The organism is Kitasatospora sp. NPDC006697, assembly GCF_042869935.1.
In the GTDB taxonomy this organism is placed as follows: domain Bacteria; phylum Actinomycetota; class Actinomycetes; order Streptomycetales; family Streptomycetaceae; genus Kitasatospora.
The window spans coordinates 1-15,823 of the sequence record NZ_JBIAGU010000003.1 but is presented as its reverse complement, the minus strand read 5'-3'; the positions used below and the strand labels follow the sequence as shown (position 1 = coordinate 15,823).

Annotated in this window: 23 protein-coding genes, 1 tRNA gene and 1 riboswitch; of the genes, 15 read left to right on the top strand and 9 right to left on the bottom strand. The window is 70.7% G+C overall.

Going from position 1 to position 15,823, the window contains the following annotated elements; translation table 11 throughout:
* Window positions 1-19: 19 nt before the first annotated feature.
* From ACFYNO_RS05335 to ACFYNO_RS05325, 3 genes are read right to left on the bottom strand one after another with little or no spacing between them, the layout of a single operon-like run.
* Window positions 20-172: a hypothetical protein gene (locus ACFYNO_RS05335; protein ID WP_388005590.1), complete on the bottom strand. Its 153-nt coding sequence runs from the start codon at window positions 170-172 to the stop codon at window positions 20-22.
* On the bottom strand, window positions 169-408 hold the full coding sequence (locus ACFYNO_RS05330; RefSeq protein WP_388005587.1) for a hypothetical protein: 240 nt from the start codon (window positions 406-408) through the stop codon (window positions 169-171). The genes ACFYNO_RS05335 and ACFYNO_RS05330 overlap by 4 nt, the downstream gene beginning before the upstream one ends.
* Entirely contained in the window at window positions 405-791 is a 387-nt protein-coding gene (locus tag ACFYNO_RS05325; RefSeq protein ID WP_388005584.1) for an ATP-binding protein, read from the bottom strand. Before ACFYNO_RS05325 ends, ACFYNO_RS05330 begins: the two co-directional genes overlap by 4 nt.
* A 160-nt stretch (window positions 792-951) precedes the next feature.
* On the opposite strand from ACFYNO_RS05325, the gene ACFYNO_RS05320 reads away from it, so the two are divergent.
* On the top strand, window positions 952-1,818 hold the full coding sequence (locus ACFYNO_RS05320) for a helix-turn-helix domain-containing protein (protein ID WP_388005581.1): 867 nt from the start codon (window positions 952-954) through the stop codon (window positions 1,816-1,818).
* The gene (locus ACFYNO_RS05315) at window positions 1,811-2,014 is read left to right on the top strand and encodes a DUF397 domain-containing protein (RefSeq protein ID WP_388005578.1); all 204 of its coding nucleotides are present in this window, start codon (window positions 1,811-1,813) and stop codon (window positions 2,012-2,014) included. The genes ACFYNO_RS05320 and ACFYNO_RS05315 overlap by 8 nt, the downstream gene beginning before the upstream one ends.
* Before the next feature lie 43 nt (window positions 2,015-2,057).
* Here the strand turns inward: ACFYNO_RS05315 and ACFYNO_RS05310 are convergent, their stop codons facing one another.
* Entirely contained in the window at window positions 2,058-2,483 is a 426-nt protein-coding gene (locus tag ACFYNO_RS05310) for a cytotoxic translational repressor of toxin-antitoxin stability system (protein ID WP_388005575.1), read from the bottom strand.
* Complete coding sequence (locus ACFYNO_RS05305; protein ID WP_388005572.1) at window positions 2,480-2,896, bottom strand: prevent-host-death protein; 417 nt, start codon at window positions 2,894-2,896, stop codon at window positions 2,480-2,482. Before ACFYNO_RS05305 ends, ACFYNO_RS05310 begins: the two co-directional genes overlap by 4 nt.
* A gap of 264 nt (window positions 2,897-3,160) precedes the next feature.
* Between ACFYNO_RS05305 and ACFYNO_RS05300 the strand changes: the two genes are divergently transcribed.
* The 3 genes from ACFYNO_RS05300 (at window position 3,161) to ACFYNO_RS05290 (ending at window position 5,091) form a co-directional block, all read left to right on the top strand.
* A tRNA-Met gene (locus ACFYNO_RS05300) sits at window positions 3,161-3,234 on the top strand.
* Between the two features lie 77 nt (window positions 3,235-3,311).
* Entirely contained in the window at window positions 3,312-3,467 is a 156-nt protein-coding gene (locus tag ACFYNO_RS05295; protein WP_388005569.1) for a hypothetical protein, read from the top strand.
* A 124-nt stretch (window positions 3,468-3,591) separates the two neighbouring features.
* Window positions 3,592-5,091, top strand: coding sequence for a globin domain-containing protein (locus ACFYNO_RS05290; protein WP_388005566.1), 1,500 nt, complete (start codon window positions 3,592-3,594; stop codon window positions 5,089-5,091).
* On the opposite strand, the gene ACFYNO_RS05285 is transcribed toward ACFYNO_RS05290, so the two are convergent.
* Complete coding sequence (locus ACFYNO_RS05285) at window positions 5,092-5,595, bottom strand: NUDIX domain-containing protein (protein WP_388005563.1); 504 nt, start codon at window positions 5,593-5,595, stop codon at window positions 5,092-5,094.
* A gap of 506 nt (window positions 5,596-6,101) precedes the next feature.
* On the opposite strand from ACFYNO_RS05285, the gene ACFYNO_RS05280 reads away from it, so the two are divergent.
* Both ACFYNO_RS05280 and ACFYNO_RS05275 read left to right on the top strand, forming a co-directional pair.
* A complete protein-coding gene (locus ACFYNO_RS05280) occupies window positions 6,102-6,902 on the top strand; it encodes an IclR family transcriptional regulator (protein ID WP_388005560.1) in 801 nt (266 codons plus the stop codon).
* Window positions 6,903-7,086: 184 nt separating this feature from the next.
* Window positions 7,087-7,506, top strand: coding sequence for an SsgA family sporulation/cell division regulator (locus ACFYNO_RS05275; RefSeq protein ID WP_388005557.1), 420 nt, complete (start codon window positions 7,087-7,089; stop codon window positions 7,504-7,506).
* 107 nt (window positions 7,507-7,613) lie between these two features.
* Here ACFYNO_RS05275 and ACFYNO_RS05270 read toward each other — a convergent pair whose 3' ends face one another.
* The gene (locus tag ACFYNO_RS05270; RefSeq protein ID WP_388005554.1) at window positions 7,614-7,991 is read right to left on the bottom strand and encodes a phage holin family protein; all 378 of its coding nucleotides are present in this window, start codon (window positions 7,989-7,991) and stop codon (window positions 7,614-7,616) included.
* Window positions 7,992-8,050: 59 nt separating this feature from the next.
* Between ACFYNO_RS05270 and ACFYNO_RS05265 the strand changes: the two genes are divergently transcribed.
* The 4 genes from ACFYNO_RS05265 (at window position 8,051) to ACFYNO_RS05250 (ending at window position 10,398) form a co-directional block, all read left to right on the top strand.
* Window positions 8,051-8,368: a cupin domain-containing protein gene (locus ACFYNO_RS05265; protein WP_388005551.1), complete on the top strand. Its 318-nt coding sequence runs from the start codon at window positions 8,051-8,053 to the stop codon at window positions 8,366-8,368.
* A gap of 40 nt (window positions 8,369-8,408) precedes the next feature.
* Window positions 8,409-9,077, top strand: a complete 669-nt coding sequence (tenA, locus tag ACFYNO_RS05260; protein ID WP_388005548.1) for a thiaminase II — start codon at window positions 8,409-8,411, stop codon at window positions 9,075-9,077.
* A 188-nt stretch (window positions 9,078-9,265) separates the two neighbouring features.
* Window positions 9,266-9,466, top strand: a complete 201-nt coding sequence (locus ACFYNO_RS05255) for a DUF5326 family protein (RefSeq protein ID WP_388005545.1) — start codon at window positions 9,266-9,268, stop codon at window positions 9,464-9,466.
* Window positions 9,467-9,678: 212 nt separating this feature from the next.
* Window positions 9,679-10,398, top strand: coding sequence for a VC0807 family protein (locus tag ACFYNO_RS05250; RefSeq protein ID WP_388005542.1), 720 nt, complete (start codon window positions 9,679-9,681; stop codon window positions 10,396-10,398).
* A 90-nt stretch (window positions 10,399-10,488) separates the two neighbouring features.
* On the opposite strand, the gene ACFYNO_RS05245 is transcribed toward ACFYNO_RS05250, so the two are convergent.
* Both ACFYNO_RS05245 and ACFYNO_RS05240 read right to left on the bottom strand, forming a co-directional pair.
* Window positions 10,489-11,967 (bottom strand): SPFH domain-containing protein, encoded by a 1,479-nt coding sequence (locus tag ACFYNO_RS05245; protein WP_388005539.1) that lies wholly within the window; start codon window positions 11,965-11,967, stop codon window positions 10,489-10,491.
* A 187-nt stretch (window positions 11,968-12,154) separates the two neighbouring features.
* Window positions 12,155-12,376, bottom strand: coding sequence for a hypothetical protein (locus tag ACFYNO_RS05240; RefSeq protein ID WP_388005536.1), 222 nt, complete (start codon window positions 12,374-12,376; stop codon window positions 12,155-12,157).
* 146 nt (window positions 12,377-12,522) lie between these two features.
* A riboswitch (TPP riboswitch) is annotated at window positions 12,523-12,657 on the top strand.
* Here ACFYNO_RS05240 and thiC point away from each other — a divergent pair.
* From thiC to ACFYNO_RS05220, 4 genes are all read left to right on the top strand, one after another.
* Window positions 12,653-14,470 (top strand): phosphomethylpyrimidine synthase ThiC, encoded by a 1,818-nt coding sequence (gene thiC / locus ACFYNO_RS05235; protein ID WP_388005533.1) that lies wholly within the window; start codon window positions 12,653-12,655, stop codon window positions 14,468-14,470. Its footprint overlaps the riboswitch before it by 5 nt.
* Before the next feature lie 114 nt (window positions 14,471-14,584).
* On the top strand, window positions 14,585-14,806 hold the full coding sequence (locus ACFYNO_RS05230; protein ID WP_388005530.1) for a type II toxin-antitoxin system VapB family antitoxin: 222 nt from the start codon (window positions 14,585-14,587) through the stop codon (window positions 14,804-14,806).
* Window positions 14,803-15,222: a PIN domain-containing protein gene (locus ACFYNO_RS05225; protein WP_388005527.1), complete on the top strand. Its 420-nt coding sequence runs from the start codon at window positions 14,803-14,805 to the stop codon at window positions 15,220-15,222. Before ACFYNO_RS05230 ends, ACFYNO_RS05225 begins: the two co-directional genes overlap by 4 nt.
* A 233-nt stretch (window positions 15,223-15,455) precedes the next feature.
* Window positions 15,456-15,823 (top strand): transposase (locus ACFYNO_RS05220; RefSeq protein ID WP_388005524.1); only part of this gene is annotated, 368 nt, incomplete at its 3' end.

The window sequence follows — 15,823 nt, the reverse complement described above, 5'->3', positions numbered from 1 at the left end:
TGGTGTTGTGGAGGGGGTTCTACCGAGATTCGACTGGAGGGGTCTCCTGGTGTGCGCTGTTCTTGGTGAGGTGGATGGTGGTGATGACGCTGAGGGTGGTGGTGGCGAGGGTGAGGAGGAAGGTGATGGTGAGGGCGGTGACGATGACGGTGTCGGGGACGGTGGAGCTCACGCCTCGGTGCTGCCTTCGGTTCGGCGGACGAGGTCGAGGAGGTTGAGGAGGGTGGAGACGGGGGCGTTGCCGAAGTTGACGAGGATGTGGCCGTTGACGGTGCCGTTGGTGCGGGCGGAGCCCCAGAGGAGGCCCAAGCCCTGGCCGCGCTGGTGGAGTTCGCGGAGGAGGCCGGTGATCTCGGCGTCGGTGTAGGCGAGCGTGGCGGGGTCGGCGGGGGAGAGCGGCTTGTTCATGCGGCGGCGTCCAGCTCGAACCAGACGCGCTTGCCGCCGTGCTGGTGGGGGTCGGCGCCGAAGCGGTGGGTGAGGGAGCGGACGAGGTGGATGCCCCGGCCGGAGATCTCGTAGGGGTCGGCGGTGCCGATACGGGGGTTGGGGAGGGTCGGGTTGTCGTCGGCGACGGAGACGCGGAGGGTGTGGAGCGCGCGGTCGGTGAGGAGCAGGACGGCAACGACGGGCGCGGGGCTGTTGCCGTGCTTCCAGGCGTTGACGAAGAGCTCGTGGAGGGCGAGTTCGGCGTCGGCGATGAGGTCGCGGTGCCAGTCGGCGGCGGTGAGGAGGGCACGGAGCTCCTCGCGGGCGGCGGACCAGTCGGGAGGGAGGGGGCATTCGGGCATGGGGATCTCCAGGCAGGAGGGGGGTGATTGCCCTGGTGGCAGGGGTTGCTGACGATCCGTCGGATCGGCTGCAGCAACGACCATAGCGCACAGAGTCACAAATTTGTGCCTCTCGCTGCGAGGTTCATCCGATCGTGGGCACTGCGGCAGACTGGCCTCCATGGCTCTTCGAATGAACCCGACACTCCGTCAGCGCCGCCTGGGCACTGAGCTGCGGAGGATGCGGGAGCAAGCCGGCCTCGGAGGTAGCCAGCTCGCGCGCAAGCTGGGCATCAACCCTGCCCACGTCACGCAGATGGAGAGCGGCAAGACCGGGCTCAGTGTGGAGCGGCTGTACGCGATTGCCGGGATGTGCATGTGCGACAACCAGCCACTGCTCGATGCGTTGGCAGATATCATCACGGATCGAGCTAAGGGCGGCTGGTGGGAGGAATACCGGAGTTCCCTTCCGGTGGACTACCTTGAGGTCGCCGAGCTGGAAGGCCATGCGAAGCGGGTCACGACTTTCACAATCGTCTACATTCCAGGTCTGCTTCAGACTCGCGCCTATGCCAGCGCTCTGTTCACCAGAGGGCCCCTGCCATTGCCGCTGAAAGAGATTGATCTCAGGACCGACTTCCGCATGCGAAGGCAGCAGGTGGTGCGGTCGGGCGAGAAGCCGTACTTGGCACTCGTGCACGAGGCTGCCCTGCGGGGTCAGTTCGGTGGGCGGGACGTGCTCATCGATCAGCTTGCCTCGTTGGTTGAAGACAGCGGGCGCCCGGGAATCTCGGTCAGGGTCGTGCCGTTTGAGGTGGCCGATTTCCCCATCCCCAGTGAGGACCTCACGCATCTGGCGGGTCCCGTTCCGGAGCTTGATACGGTTCAGGCCGATGCGTCATACGGATCTCACATCTTTGATCTCCCGGCACATCTGGGGCGCTATCGTGCGATTCTTGATCACATCGGGTCCGTTGCCCTGCCGGACGATGAGTCGCGATCCTTCATTCGCTCTATCATGAAAGAGATGCAGAACAGGAATGAATAGCTCGGCGTGGCAGAAGTCCAGTTACAGCGCGGCGAACAACCAGTGCATCGAGGTGCGCGAGGTCGACGGCCTGATCGAGCTGCGTGAGTCCGACTCCGGCGACATTATCGTCCGCACCACCCCGACCAAGTTCGCCAAGTTCCTCCAGGGCGTCAAGGACGGCGAGTTCGACCACTTCACCGACCTCGCCGACTGACCGAACGGTGAGCACCGCTCTCCTGAAGCGGTGCTCACTGCTTTCAGCGGCCCTCGGTCCAGAACTGGTTGAGCCGCTCGATCGCCTGGGCCTTGTCCATCGTGGCGACCTCCTCCTCTGTCAGCCCGACCTGGTTGAGGAGCAGATGGACGAGCTGCGCCGGCAGAGCCTCGCGCGGCGGGGCGGGCGTACCTCGGTCGGGGAGCCGACCCTCCAGCACGCAGGCCCAGAAGACGCCTTCCACGACGTCCAGTTGGTCCCGCAGGATGTGCGCCCACAGGCTCGCGCCGTATCCGGTGCGGTCCACCGGGTGCGAGACCCTGGTGCGCAGGATGCGCCCGTCAGGAAGGGTGAGCTCGTAGGTGACGTGGTGAGTGCCGGTGCGGCCGCGAGCGTCGCGTACGCGTTGCCACTCCTCGGTCTTGCAGAACTGTTCGTGCCGTTCGCAGTTCGGCTCCGGCCAGGTCACTCGGCGGCCCCGACGAGCCACTGTCGTAGCTGGGCATCGTCGCTGAGGCAGATCAGCTGGACCAGTCCCCAGTTGTCGCGATGGTTCGGCGCGTTCAGGAGGCGTTCCTGCCAGTCCTCGGCGTACTCGCGCAGGGCGTCGGCCAGCTCGTCGATGGCCTCCTCGAAGGTGGCGCCGTCCGCCGCTATCGGAAGCCCGGGGAAGAAGGCCGACCAGCCGCCGTCCTCACGGACGACCTCCGCCTTGGACGTGCACAACAGGGTGAGCGCGTGCCGGAGCCGTTCGGCGTCGACCACGGCCGCGTACCTGGCGTCCCGGCGGACCGTCGCGACGCGTCCTTGGTCGGCGGCGTCCAGGATGTCCTTGAAGTGGTTTCTGGCTTCGGTGTAGCTCTCGTAGTGGACTGCCGGCATCGGAATCCTCCTTCTTGGTGGTACCAGCATCGCCAGAAGCAGATAAGTACGTCAAGTACGTGAGGTACTTGCATAGCCCCGGAGCCCTGGGCGAGGGGACGTGCAGCAAGGTCCAGGTCGGGGCCGATGCCCCACGCCAAGCCTTCGGATCGTCGGCGGCCGCCCAGGCGCTTCATCCGCCAGACCGTCCGCCACCGAATGACCCCCCGTGCCGGCTGCGATGTGCGGTCCGGGCATCGACTGGTGTACGGTCATCATTACCGACGCGGGGTGGAGCAGCTCGGTAGCTCGCTGGGCTCATAACCCAGAGGTCGCAGGTTCAAATCCTGTCCCCGCTACTCAGTAGCACGAAGGCCCGCCGCATCCGTGGCGGGCCTTCGGCGTTCGTGGTGACCGGCCTCGGGTGGTGCGGAGGTTGTCCGAGGTGCTGGTCCTCGGCTGGTACCGCGCGCGGAGGGTGTCGTCGCTGACCGAGGGCTCGAAGGCGAAGGTGCTGCGGAGCGCGGTCCTGGAGTCGATGGCGGGGTACGGGCCGACCGGGGTCGTCGTCATCGACCAGTTCCGCGGCTGAGGGGCGGACGATAGCGCCCCCGGTGTCCGTCCGTCCGGGGTTTGACGGATTTGTCGGATCAGCTGAGCGGCCGTGCCACGCTACCGGAGGCGTTGCTGGGACGACCGGAGGCGAAACGATTCTCTTGAGTACGCGTCAGTTAGCGGTGAAGCCGCTCTCCGCGCTGCTGGTCAGGTCCGGTCAGGGCTCGGCGGCGGCGAACTCGGTGCCGGGCATGGTGCAGCCGGTCGAGCCGGTCGAGCCCGTGGCCGAGCCGCCCGAACTGGTGGTGCCGCCGATGCCCACCGAGCCGCCCCGGGTGCCCGCCCCCGAGCCGGAGGCGCACCAGGAACCCGAGCGCCCCGCCGTGGAGCCGCTCTTCTCCTGGGCGCCGCAGCTCAACTGGGCCGGCCCCGGCGACCAGTGGAGCCAGGCCTGGGCGGCCGAGGCGCACCCCGTGCCGCCGCCCACTCCGCTGGGGAACGGTCCGGCGGTCGAGGCGGCGCCCACCCCCCGCGACCTGGAGCTGATCCGGTCCACCCTGGCCGTGGTCGAGCCGGTGGCCGACCGGGCGACCGCCCACTTCTACGCGTTGATCTTCGTGCACCACCCCGAGGTCCGCTCGCTCTTCCCCGCCGCCATGGACGTGCAGCGCGACCGCCTCTTCCGCGCCCTGCTGCAGGCCGCCCGCGGCGCCGGCGACCCGGTCGGCCTGACCGCCTACCTCAGCGGCCTCGGCCGTGGTCACCGCAAGTACGGCACGCTGACCAGCCACTACGGCCCGGTCGGCGAGTGCCTGATCGCCGCGCTGGCCAAGTACGCGGCCGCCCGCTGGGACCCGGAGACCGAGCTGGCCTGGCGCCGGGCCTACGGCCTGATCGCGCGGATCATGACCGAGGCGGCCGAGGAGGCCGCCCGCACCTCGCCGCCCTGGTGGCAGGCCGAGGTGGTGGCGCACGAGGTGCGCGGCCGGGACGTGGCCGTGCTGACCGTCCGCCCCGACCAGCCGTACCCGTTCCGCGCCGGGCAGTACACGACGCTCGAGACGCCCTGGTGGCCCCGGGTCTGGCGGCACTTCTCGTTCGGCGCCGCGCCGCGCCCCGACGGGCTGCTGACCTTCCACGTCCGGGCGCTCTCCACCGGCTGGGTGAGCAGCGCGCTGGTGCGGCGGGCGCAGCCGGGCGACGTGCTTCGGCTCGGGCCGCCCGCCGGCCGGATGGTGCTGGACCACGCCGACCCCGCGCCGCTGCTGCTGCTCGGCGGCGGCACCGGGATCAGCCCGGTCAGCGCGCTGGTGGAGGAGGTGGCCGCGCACGGCCCGGGCGACCGCAGGGTGCAGGTGCTGTACGGCGTGCGGAGTCCGGACGACTTCTACCAGCTTGAGCGGCTCTGGGAGTTGGCGAAGGGCCGACCCTGGCTGACGGTCCGTCCGGTGGTCTCCGAGCCGGGCCTGGCGCCCGCCGTGGCGGGTCAGCTGCCGGGCCTGCTCAGCGATGTGGTGGCCCAGCTCGGCCCCTGGGACGGCCACCGCGCCTACCTGGCCGGCCCGGCCGCGATGGTCCGGCGGTCGGTGGCCGCGCTGGCCCGGGCCGGGGTGCGGGCCGAGCACATCACGCACGACCTGCCCGACCCGCAGCCGAACTGATCAGAGGTCAGGTGTGAGCAGCGCCCGGATGCCCTCGATGTTGGCGGCCAGGTAGGCGCGCAGTGAGGGCGGTACCAGGTTGACGGCGGTGACCCCCTCGCGGGTGAACGGCAGCCGGACGATCTCGTACTCGCCGCGCGGCTCGTCCACCTCCGGCCCGTGCCGGCGGCCCGGGTCCATCGCGGCCAGCCGGCAGACGAAGAAGTGCTGCACCTTGACCCCGTGCGGGTGGGCGAGCGAGCCGTCCTCGTGGTGCGAGTGGGCGACGGTGTCCACGAAGGCCGGGACCACGTCCACCACCTTGCCGCCCAACTCCTCGGAGACTTCGCGGTGCAGGGCGGCGGTGACGGTGCGGTCGGTCGGTTCCACGCCGCCGCCGGGCGTGATCCAGTACGGCGCGCAGCCGGGCCGGGTGCGCTTGATCACGATCAGCTCGGCGGTGCCGTGCTGCGGATCACCGGGTGGCAGGTCGAGCAGGATCGCCCGGGCGGTGCGCTTGACCACCGGTCTCGGGTGCGGGGTCGGGCCGGGCCCGGTCGCGGTCCTCGTCGCAGCAGTCCCCGCAGCAGCCGTGCTCACCGCCACCGTGCTCACCTCCAGGAGCGTTGTGCTGGAGCATCCCGCAGCCCGGCGGGGCCGAAACTCGTACAAGTGGACGAAAAGGAATCGAACATTCCGACACGCCCGGGAACGGGTGAATGTGGACCGGCGGCCCGGACGGGCCAGCAGCCGTGCGGGAGCGGGGGGTTCGGTGGTTCGGCGGTGCGAAGTCCCGGCTGATCGGGCTGCTGGTCCGGACCATTCAAGGGAGTTCGGAGTGATTTCGGCATTTAAGGGTGTCTTAACCGTGATTGCGACTATCCGGGCGCTGTGCTGCAATGAGCCCGACCGGGCAAACCGGACCGAACTGTTCCGATTGGCTCACGTACCATCAAAACTCGGGTTGGGGGCTGAGTGTGGCCGTGCAACGCACCGCGAACTCCGCTGGGACGCCGGCTTGTGGGCACCCGGTGGAACACGCCGCCGACCGGAGCGGTCGGGTGCGGCCGCGGGCCGGGGGATCCGGGCCGACCCTGATCGCCTCGGTGCAGCGGGCGCTGCGGCTGCTGGAGGCGGTCGGCGGGTTCGTCCAGGGCGCCACCGCCAAGCAGTTGGCCCGCACCGCCGACCTGCCGCTGGGCACCACCTACCACCTGCTGCGGACCCTGACCCACGAGGGCTACCTGCGGCGCAGCGAGGGCCGGTTCTTCTACGGCGAGTCGGTGGCGGGGATCAGCGAGGCGGAGGACCGGCAGCGGGTCCGCCGCCGGCTGCGCACCGGCCTGACCGAGCTCTGCGCCGAGCTGGGCGCCGCCGTCTACCTGGCCGTCTACCGGGAGGGCGAGGTCGAGGTGGTCGAGGTGGCCGACTCCGACCGCTGCCCGGCGGTGGCCGAGTGGGCGGACTTCCGGGCCACCGCCCATGCGCACGCGATCGGCAGGTGCCTGCTCGGCCAGCTCGGCGAGGAGCAGCGCCGGGACCACCTCGCCCGGCACCGCCCGGTGGACCTGACCGCCGCCACCGTGACCGAGGAGTCGGTGCTGCTGCGCCGGCTGGCCGGCGTCCGGCCGAGCGCTCCGGTCTTCGAGCACCAGGAGGACGCGCTCGGCACGGTCTGCGCGGCGGTGCCGCTGCGGCTCGGACCGGACGCGGCGACCCTTGCCATCTCTTTGCCGAACGAGCAGGCGGACCGGCTCGCCCTGGCCGGCAACCGCCTCGCCGGCGCGGCGGGGGCGCTGATCAGCGGCCTCGGGCCCTCGTTCACCATTTGAAAAAGCACGTCTTGTCCACTTCTTACCCATACGTGGAGGATGGGGACAGCCGAGGGGGACGGAGTCAGGCCTGAACACACGGCGGACGACACACCAGCACAGAAGACGAATCGAACGGCATGCCCGGCACAGCGGCCGCCACCAGGTGCGGACCCGAGCGGGGCAGAACGAGAGGTACCGGCCCATGCAGAGCACTGTCCAGGGACACGTGGTGATGAGCCTGGTGGTCTCCGCCGAGCTGTCCTTCCGGCTCGTGGCGGACCTGGGGTACGACCCGGGCGACCCCTACGCGGTCCGGCTGACCTTCCACCTGCCCGGGGACGCCCCGGTCACCTGGGTGTTCGGCCGGGAGCTGCTGCTCGACGGCATCAGCGTGCCGAGCGGCGAGGGCGACGTGCACATCCACCCGGTCGCGGACGGGGAGGTCTGCATCCAGCTCCGCTCCCCGGACGGGGACGCGCTGCTGCGCTGCGCCGCCGCGCCGCTGGTGGCCTTCCTGGCCCGGGCGGACCGGCTGGTGCCGATGGGGGAGGAGCTGGCCGGCCGCTCGCTGGACGCGGAGCTGGCCGACATCCTCAGCCGCGGCTGCGAGAACGCCGGCTGAGCCTGTCGGCTGAGCCCGTCGGCCGAGAACGCCGGCTGAGCCCGCCCGAAAGACGGCAACGGCCCGGCCCCCCTCCGCGGGGGCCGGGCCGTTCCGGGCCGTCGGGCTCAGTCCTCGTCGCCGACCGCCAGGTGCAGGCCCCAGGCGACCAGGCTGATGATCAGCGAGCCGAAGAGCGCCGGCAGGAAGCCGGTGACGTGGAAGTCCAGCTTGAGCTGGTCCGAGGCGAACGAGGTCAGCCAGAGCATCAGCGCGTTGATCACGAAGGTGATCAGGCCCAGCGACAGGATGAAGAGCGGGAAGGAGAAGAACTTCACCAGCGGCTTGATCAGCCAGTTCACCACCCCGAAGACCAGTGCGACGGCGATCACGGTCAGCGCCTGCTTGCTCCAGGTGCCGCCGGAGAGGCTGATCCCCTTGACGAGCCAGGCCGCGACCCAGATGGCGGCCGCGTTGATCAGGGTTTTGAGAACGAAGTGCTTCATGATCCCGCATGGTGGCAGGCTCGGGCGGCGGGCGGAAGCATCTGAGAGGGAGCGGGCCGATGAAGGTTTTCCGACTGGACCAGCTGGACGCCGAGCGGGCGGCCGAGCAGGGCGCCTACCTGAGGTTCCTCCGGGAGCGCAGCATGTCGGTCGGCCTGTACGCGCTGGCGCCCGGCGAGACCGACACCCAGCAGGCCCACCCGCAGGACGAGCTGTACCAGGTGGTCAGCGGCCGGGCCTATCTGACGGTGGGCGAGGAGACCACCACGGTGGGCCGGGGCAGCGTGGTCTTCGTGCCGGCCGGGGTGCCGCACCGGTTCCACCACATCACCGAGGAGCTGCGGGTGCTGGTGGTCTTCTCCCCGCCGGAGAGCTGAGCCGGCGGGGGCGCGGGGGCCCTCGCGTAGGGTCGGGGCCATGACCCAGACGCTGACCGAGGAGCTGTGGGCGGCCGTCGAGCCCGTCTACGCGGAGATCCTGGCCCACCCGTTCCTGGCCGGGCTGACCGACGGCACGCTGCCGCGCCGGGCGTTCCGGCACTTCGTCGTGCAGGACTCGCACTACCTGCGGGACTACGCCCGGGCGCTGGCCGTCTGCGCCGCCAAGGCGCCGGGCGAGGCCGAGGTGCGGGCCTTCGCGGACGACGCGATCGGGGCGCTGGCCGCCGAGCAGGGCATGCACGCCGAGTTCCTGGACGCCTTCGGCGAGAGCGCCGAGCGGGCCGCGGCCGAGCCGGTGCTGCCGACCACCCGGGCCTACACCAGCTACCTGCTGGCCACCTGCTACGGCGGCTCGTTCGCCGAGGCGGTGGCCGCGGTGCTGCCCTGCTACTGGGTCTACGCCAAGGTCGGCGAGCAGCTGCTGGCCAAGTCCTCCCCGGACCCGCTCTACGCCCGCTGGATCGCCACCTACGGCGACGAGGCCTTCCAGTCCGTGGTGCGCCGGGTGCTGGCGCTCACCGACCGGCTCGGGGAGCAGCTCTCGGAGGCGGAGCGGCGGCGCGTGCGGGAGCACTTCACCACCACCACCCGGTACGAGTGGATGTTCTGGGACGCCGCCTGGCGCGGCGAGGAGTGGCCGGTCTGAGCCGTCCCGGGGGTCCCGCCTGAGGGTTCGCGGTGCGAACCCGAAGGGTTTCCCTCAGGGCTTTATCCGGGTTCTCTCGGGGGCCGATCCGCTCGTTTCCGCTCCCCCGCCCTCCTACGATCGAAGTACCGAAGCGGAGAGGGCGCGGCAGCAGAGCCGACCCGAGCGAAGAAGAAGAGGTATCCGAGATGGCTGAGATCTGGAAGTCGCTGCCGGGCTGGGTCCGCAACATCGTGGTCCCGATCATCCTGCTGGTGATCGCCTTCAACATCATCGGCGCGATCTTCAGCGTGGTCAGCGCCCTCGTCTGGTTCGCGGTCAAGATCCTGATCGTGGTCGGCATCGCCGCGGCCGTGGTGGTCCTGGTGAAGAAGGCCGCCAGGAGCTGACCCGCAGCCCGCACCCCATCCGCCCAAGCGCCCGCCCCCCGCACCCGGGGGAGCGGGCGCTCGGCGTTGTCCGGCGGCCTGATTGTCAGACCGGCGGCATGACAGCTGTCACGCCGGGTCGGCGACAGTCGGCACTGACGGCGGCTCAGCTCCCGGTGACAGTGTGGAACCCGTCAGCAGGGAGCAGGGAAGCACGGGAAGGGACCAGGACGATGAGCACTGTCGGACTTCCGATCGCGGCGGCCGGGCCGAAGGCCGGGCAGCGCCGGCGCAGCCCGCTGGTCCAGGCGCTCGCCCCGCTCGCGGTGGACGTGGCGCTGCCGCTGGCCGCCTACTACGCGGCGCGCGGCGCCGGGGTCCCGCTGGTCCAGTCGCTGATCGTCTCCAGCGTGCTGCCGGCCGTCCGCACCGGCTACGGGCTGCTCCGCTCCGGCCGGCTGAACGCCTTCGCCGCGCTGATCCTCGCGGTGAACGCGGTCGGCCTGCTCACCACCTTCCTCACCGGCGACCCCCGGCTGATGATCGCCAAGGACGGGCTGGTCAGCAGCACCATCGGGATCGTCATCCTGCTCTCGGTGCGGCGCGGCCGGCCGATGATGACCGAGGGCCTGCGGCCGTTCCTCACCAAGGGCGACGCGGCTCGCGAGGCCGCCTTCGACGGGCTGCGCACCGGTGGCGCCGGGTCCGCCGGGTCCGCCGAGTCCGCCAATGACTCTGCCGCGGCCGCCTTCCGCCGGGCCGAGCGCGGCTTCTCGCTGGTCTGGGGTGCGGCCCTGGTGCTGGAGTGCGCGGCCCGGGTGGTCGGCGCCTACAGCCTGCCGCTGGCCACCATGGCCTGGCTGCCCACCGTGCTGCTGGTCGGCACCATCTGGGCGGCGACGGTGCTGACCCGGCCGCTGAGCAAGCGGATGTGGCAGCTGACCGGCGCCTGACCCGGCAGGGCCCCCTGAACAGGCGTCAGGCCGATCCCGCGCGGGGGGCGGGATCGGCCTGACGCCGCTGTTCCACCGGCGGCCGCGGGTTCAGCCCTCCTGGTCCGCCTGGACCGGGATGGTCTGGATCCGCTCCGCCTTGCGGCCGGTCGGGGCCGGGGCGCCCTCGCCCTCGCCCGGGTTCATCGCGCTGAGCAGCTGGCGGGCCAGGCCGAGGCCGGTGCCGCCCATGGTCAGCGCCTTGGCGAACATCTCGCCCATGCCCTCGGCGCCGTTCAGCAGCACCATGTGCTCCACGTTGCCGAAGGCGTCCGCGCCGGCCCGGACGATCTCCGGCCAGTTCTCGGCGAGTTGCTGGGCGACCACGGCCTCCTGGTTCTCGGCCAGCGCCGCGGCCCGGGCCTTGATCGCCTCGGCCTCGGCCAGACCCAGCGCGCGGGCCGCCTCGGCCGCCGCCAGGCCCTTCGCCTCGGCGGAGGCCGCCTCGGCCTGACCGGTCGCCCGGGTGGCCTCGGCGCTGGCCAGACCGCGGGCCTTGGTGGCCTCGGCCTCGGCGGCCGCCGCGATCTTGACCCGGTTGGCCTCGGCGCCGGCCTTCAGCTCGGTCTCCTTGGCCTGCGCCTGGGCGGCCGAGATCCGGGCGTCGCGCTCGGCCTCGGCGTGGGTGCGGACCTCGTAGGCCCGGGCGTCGGCCGGCTTGCGCACCTCGGCCTGCAGCTGCTGCTCCTTGCGCAGACCCTCCAGCTCGGCGACCTTGGTCTCCTGGACCACGACCTCCTGCCGGGCGGCGGCCTGGGCGAGCGGGCCGGCCTGCAGCGCGCGGGCCGCGGCGGTGTCCATCTCGGCCTGGTAGCCGGCCTGCTGGATACCGGAGTTGCGGGTCGCCTCGGCCTTGCGGGCGAACGCCTCCTGCTCGGCCTCGGTGGCCGCCCGGTCGGCCGCGGCGGCCGCGATCCGGGCGTCCCGCTGGACGGCGGCGGCGTGCGGGGCGGCCAGGTTGGTGATGTAGCCGGTCGGGTCCAGGATCTCCTGGATCTGCAGCGAGTCGATGATCAGGCCGAGCTTCTCCATCTCGGAGCCGGAGGCGGCCCGGGTCTCGCCGGTCAGCCGCTCGCGGTCGCGGATCATCTCCTCGACCGTCAGACCGCCGACGATGGAGCGCAGGTGGCCGGCGAAGACGTTGTGCACCCGCTGACCCATGAACTTCTGCTGGTCCAGGAAGCGCCGGGCGGCGTTGGCGATGGAGACCGTGTCGTCGCCGACCTTGAAGATCACCACGCCCCTGACCTGGACCGGGATGCCCTGCGAGGTGACGCACTCGACGTCCAGGTCGGCCTCGTTGAGGTCCAGCGAGAGCTTGCGCACGGTCTGGATGCCGGGGGTCACCAGGGTCCCGCGGCCGGTGACGACCCGGAAGCCGAGCCCCTCGCCGACGCCCTCGGTGCGGTGCTTGGACCCGGAGATGATCAGTGCCTCGTTGGGCTCGGCGACCCGCCAGCAGAGCTTGAAGAGAACGATCAGGATTATGAGGGCGGCGACGACGGCCCCCGCGATGGTGCCGATCAGCATCGGCTTGTTCCCCCTTCAGGGCGCACCGCTCCGTGGCTGCGCTCGGTTGTGCAGGATTGCGCGGAACGCGGTGGCGAATGGGATTCTGCGCCTCGCCCTCCGCGGTTGGGAAGCCGGTGGTGGTGTGTCGGCGGAGGTTGTCACGCACTGGTGACGAACCGCGGACGGTTCGTGTGCCGACCCGGCGTCAGCCGCCCGCGCTCAGGGGGGTGAGCGGCGCGACGAAGACCGTGCGCGGCGGCTGGTACTCGACCACCACCACCTGGGTGCCGAGCGGCAGCGGCTCGCCGGGCACCGCCAGGTAGGCCAGGAAGGCCTCGCTGCCGACCCGCTCCGGCACGTGCACCAGCACCTCGCCGACCAGGCCCGCGCCGATCTTGCCGGTGACCCGGCCGGTGTATCCGATCATCGTGGCTCCCCCGTTCCGTGACTGACCCCCAGTGTGCGCCCGGGCACCGACGGCGCGACAGGGCGGGGGCCGTCCGCCCCTCGAGGCCCACTGGACGCTCCGCTGAGCTGCGGCTACCGTGTGGGACGTCTTTGGGCAGGCACTTCCGCCTGCCGAACGGGAGCTCGGAGCACCGGGCTGAGAGGGCGCTGACCGGCACGTCGACGGACGGGTCGAAGGCTGCGCCGACCGCAGGAACCTGACCGGGTAATGCCGGCGTAGGGAGTAGAAGGTCTGATGACCAGCATCGATGACGCACGCCTGTCCGCTGCCGGAACGTCCGTGAGCAGCGCGGCCACCGGGTACCCGACCCCGGCCTGGCGCAAGGCCTACCGCGAGGGCAGCCGCCCCGACCTGCGGGTGCCCTACCGCGAGGTCCACCTCACCAACGGCGCCACCGTCCCGCTGTACGACACCTCCGGCCCGTACACCGACCCCGAGTACCGGGCCGACGTGCGCCGCGGCCTGCCCGCGCTGCGCGACTCCTGGATCCGCCAGCGCGGCGACGTCGAGGAGTACGACGGCCGCGAGGCCCGCCCGGAGGACGACGGCATCCGCCACACCTCGCCGCGCGGCGGCGACCTGCGCAACCTGGACGCCGTCTTCCCCGGCCGCCCGCGCCGCCCGCTGCGCGCCCGGGACGGCGCCGCGGTCACCCAACTCGCTTATGCCAAGCGGGGGATCATCACCCCGGAGATGGAGTTCATCGCGCTGCGGGAGGGCCTGGAGGCGGAGTTCGTCCGGGCCGAGGTGGCCCGCGGACGGGCGGTGATCCCGCTCAACGTCAACCACCCGGAGGTGGAGCCGGCCATCATCGGCACCAACTTCCTGGTGAAGATCAACGCCAACATCGGCAACTCCGCGGTCACCTCCTCGATCGAGGAGGAGGTGGAGAAGATGACCTGGGCCACCCGCTGGGGCGCCGACACCGTCATGGACCTCTCCACCGGCCGCAACATCCACACCACCCGCGAGTGGATCCTGCGCAACTCCCCGGTGCCGATCGGCACCGTGCCGCTCTACCAGGCGCTGGAGAAGGTGGACGGCAGGGCCGAGGAGCTGAGCTGGGACGTCTACCGCGACACCGTCATCGAGCAGTGCGAGCAGGGCGTGGACTACATGACCGTGCACGCCGGCGTGCTGCTGCGGTACGTCCCGCTGACCGCCCGCCGCAAGACCGGCATCGTCTCGCGCGGCGGCTCGATCATGGCCGCCTGGTGCCTGGCGCACCACCAGGAGAACTTCCTCTACAGCAACTTCGAGGAGCTCTGCGACATCCTGCGCGCCTACGACGTCACCTTCTCGCTCGGCGACGGCCTGCGCCCGGGCTCGACGGCGGACGCCAACGACGAGGCCCAGTTCGCCGAGCTCCAGACCCTCGGCGAGCTCGGCCGGATCGCCCGCGACCGCGACGTCCAGGTGATGATCGAGGGCCCGGGCCACGTGGCGATGAACAAGATCAAGGAGAACATGGATCTCCAGAAGGAGATCTGCGACGAGGCCCCGTTCTACACCCTGGGCCCGCTCACCACCGACGTGGCGCCCGGCTACGACCACATCACCTCGGGCATCGGCGCCGCGATGATCGCCTGGTGGGGCACCGCGATGCTCTGCTACGTCACGCCCAAGGAGCACCTGGGCCTGCCCAACCGCGACGACGTCAAGACCGGCGTGATCACCTACAAGATCGCCGCCCACGCCGCCGACCTCGCCAAGGGCCACCCCGGCGCCTCCGCCTGGGACGACGCCCTCTCCGAGGCCCGCTTCGAGTTCCGCTGGGAGGACCAGTTCAACCTGGCCCTCGACCCGGAGACCGCCCGCGCCTTCCACGACGAGACCCTCCCCGCGGAGCCGGCGAAGACGGCGCACTTCTGCTCGATGTGCGGGCCGAAGTTCTGCTCGATGAAGATCAGTCAGAAGATCCGCGACGAGCACGGCGACGGATCCAGCGCCGTGGCCACCGAGTTCGACGCCGAGGCCCTGGCGGGCATGGCCGAGAAGTCCGCCGAGTTCGCCGAGCACGGCAACCGGGTCTATCTGCCCCTGGCGGACTGACCCGATTCGGATGGCCGTGGCACCGCGCTGGGAGGCCGGGGGGCTTCCCGGCGCGGCGTCTCGGCGCGCTACTCTATTCAAGGGAAGTACTTGCCTTATATAGAGAGGTCAAGCATGAGTGTGACGACGATCGACTTGGACGACGACGCGCTGGCGAAGGCCCTGCGCGTCTCCGGTGGCGCCACCAAGAAGGACGTGGTCAACGCGGCCCTCCGTGAGTACGCCGAGCGCCACGAGCGGGCCGCCCAGCGCGCCCGGCACATGAAGGCCGCCCAGCAGTGGGACTACGAGGGGTGGCAGCAGCTCCGTGACGCCGAGAAGCGGGGCAAGGAGTGATCCAGTACCTCGCGGACTCGACCGCCGTATGGCGGCTGGCACGCGAACTGCACCTGAACGACGCGTGGGGGGAGGACATTGACCTGCGCGTCATCGGATCCTGTGCCCCGCAACGCACTGAGTTCCGTCGCTCCGCCCGCAACCTCGTCCACTACGAGCAGATGGGCGAGATGTTTGCGGACCTGTACCCGGATGTGCCCCTGCCGAAGAACATCTGGGGCTGGATCGAGTCCGCCCAGTTCCAGCTCGCCCGGGCCGGGGGAGCCGTCCGGGCGCTGTCCACCGTCGACCTGATGATCTGTGCGACCGCAGCTCACCACGGGCTGATCGTGCTGCACGACGACAACGACTTTGTCACCGCGGCGGGCGTCCTGCCCGACGTCCACCAGCGCAGCGTTCGCGACATTCCGGGATAGTAATCCGAACGCCTACGGCGGCACCCTGACGGGTAGAAAATCCGCTGGGGCGTCCGGCTGACGTCGTTCCGGCTTGGCGCCATCCGAGCCCGAGGGTTAGTAGGACGCTGGGAACCCCTTCGACAGGCACCCGGAACTGTTGCCTCGAGCACGTGTATCAGACTCTTCCGCCTGCTGGGTTCCCCCGGGCGCCTTGACGTGCCGTCAGCTGCGCGAAGGGGGTACCGAGTGTCATGGAGATCGTCCACGAGCGAGCCGCAGCCATCGATATCAGCAAGGCCGACGTGAAGGTATGTGTGCGGGTCCCCGGTCCCGGCAAGCGCCGCCGCAAAGAGACCCGGACGTTCACGACGATGACCAACGACCTTCTGGCCATGAGGGAGTGGCTGTTGGCCGAGGCCGTCACCGTCGTCGGTATGGAAGCGACCAGCGACTACTGGAAGCCGATCTTCTACCTGCTCGAGGACGACTTCGAGTGCTGGCTGCTGAATGCTCGTCACATCAAGGCCGTCCCTGGCCGCAAGACCGACGTCAAGGACGCCGAGTGGCTCTGCGAGCTCGTCCAGCACGGTCTGGTGAGGCCCAGTTTCGTGCCGCCGCA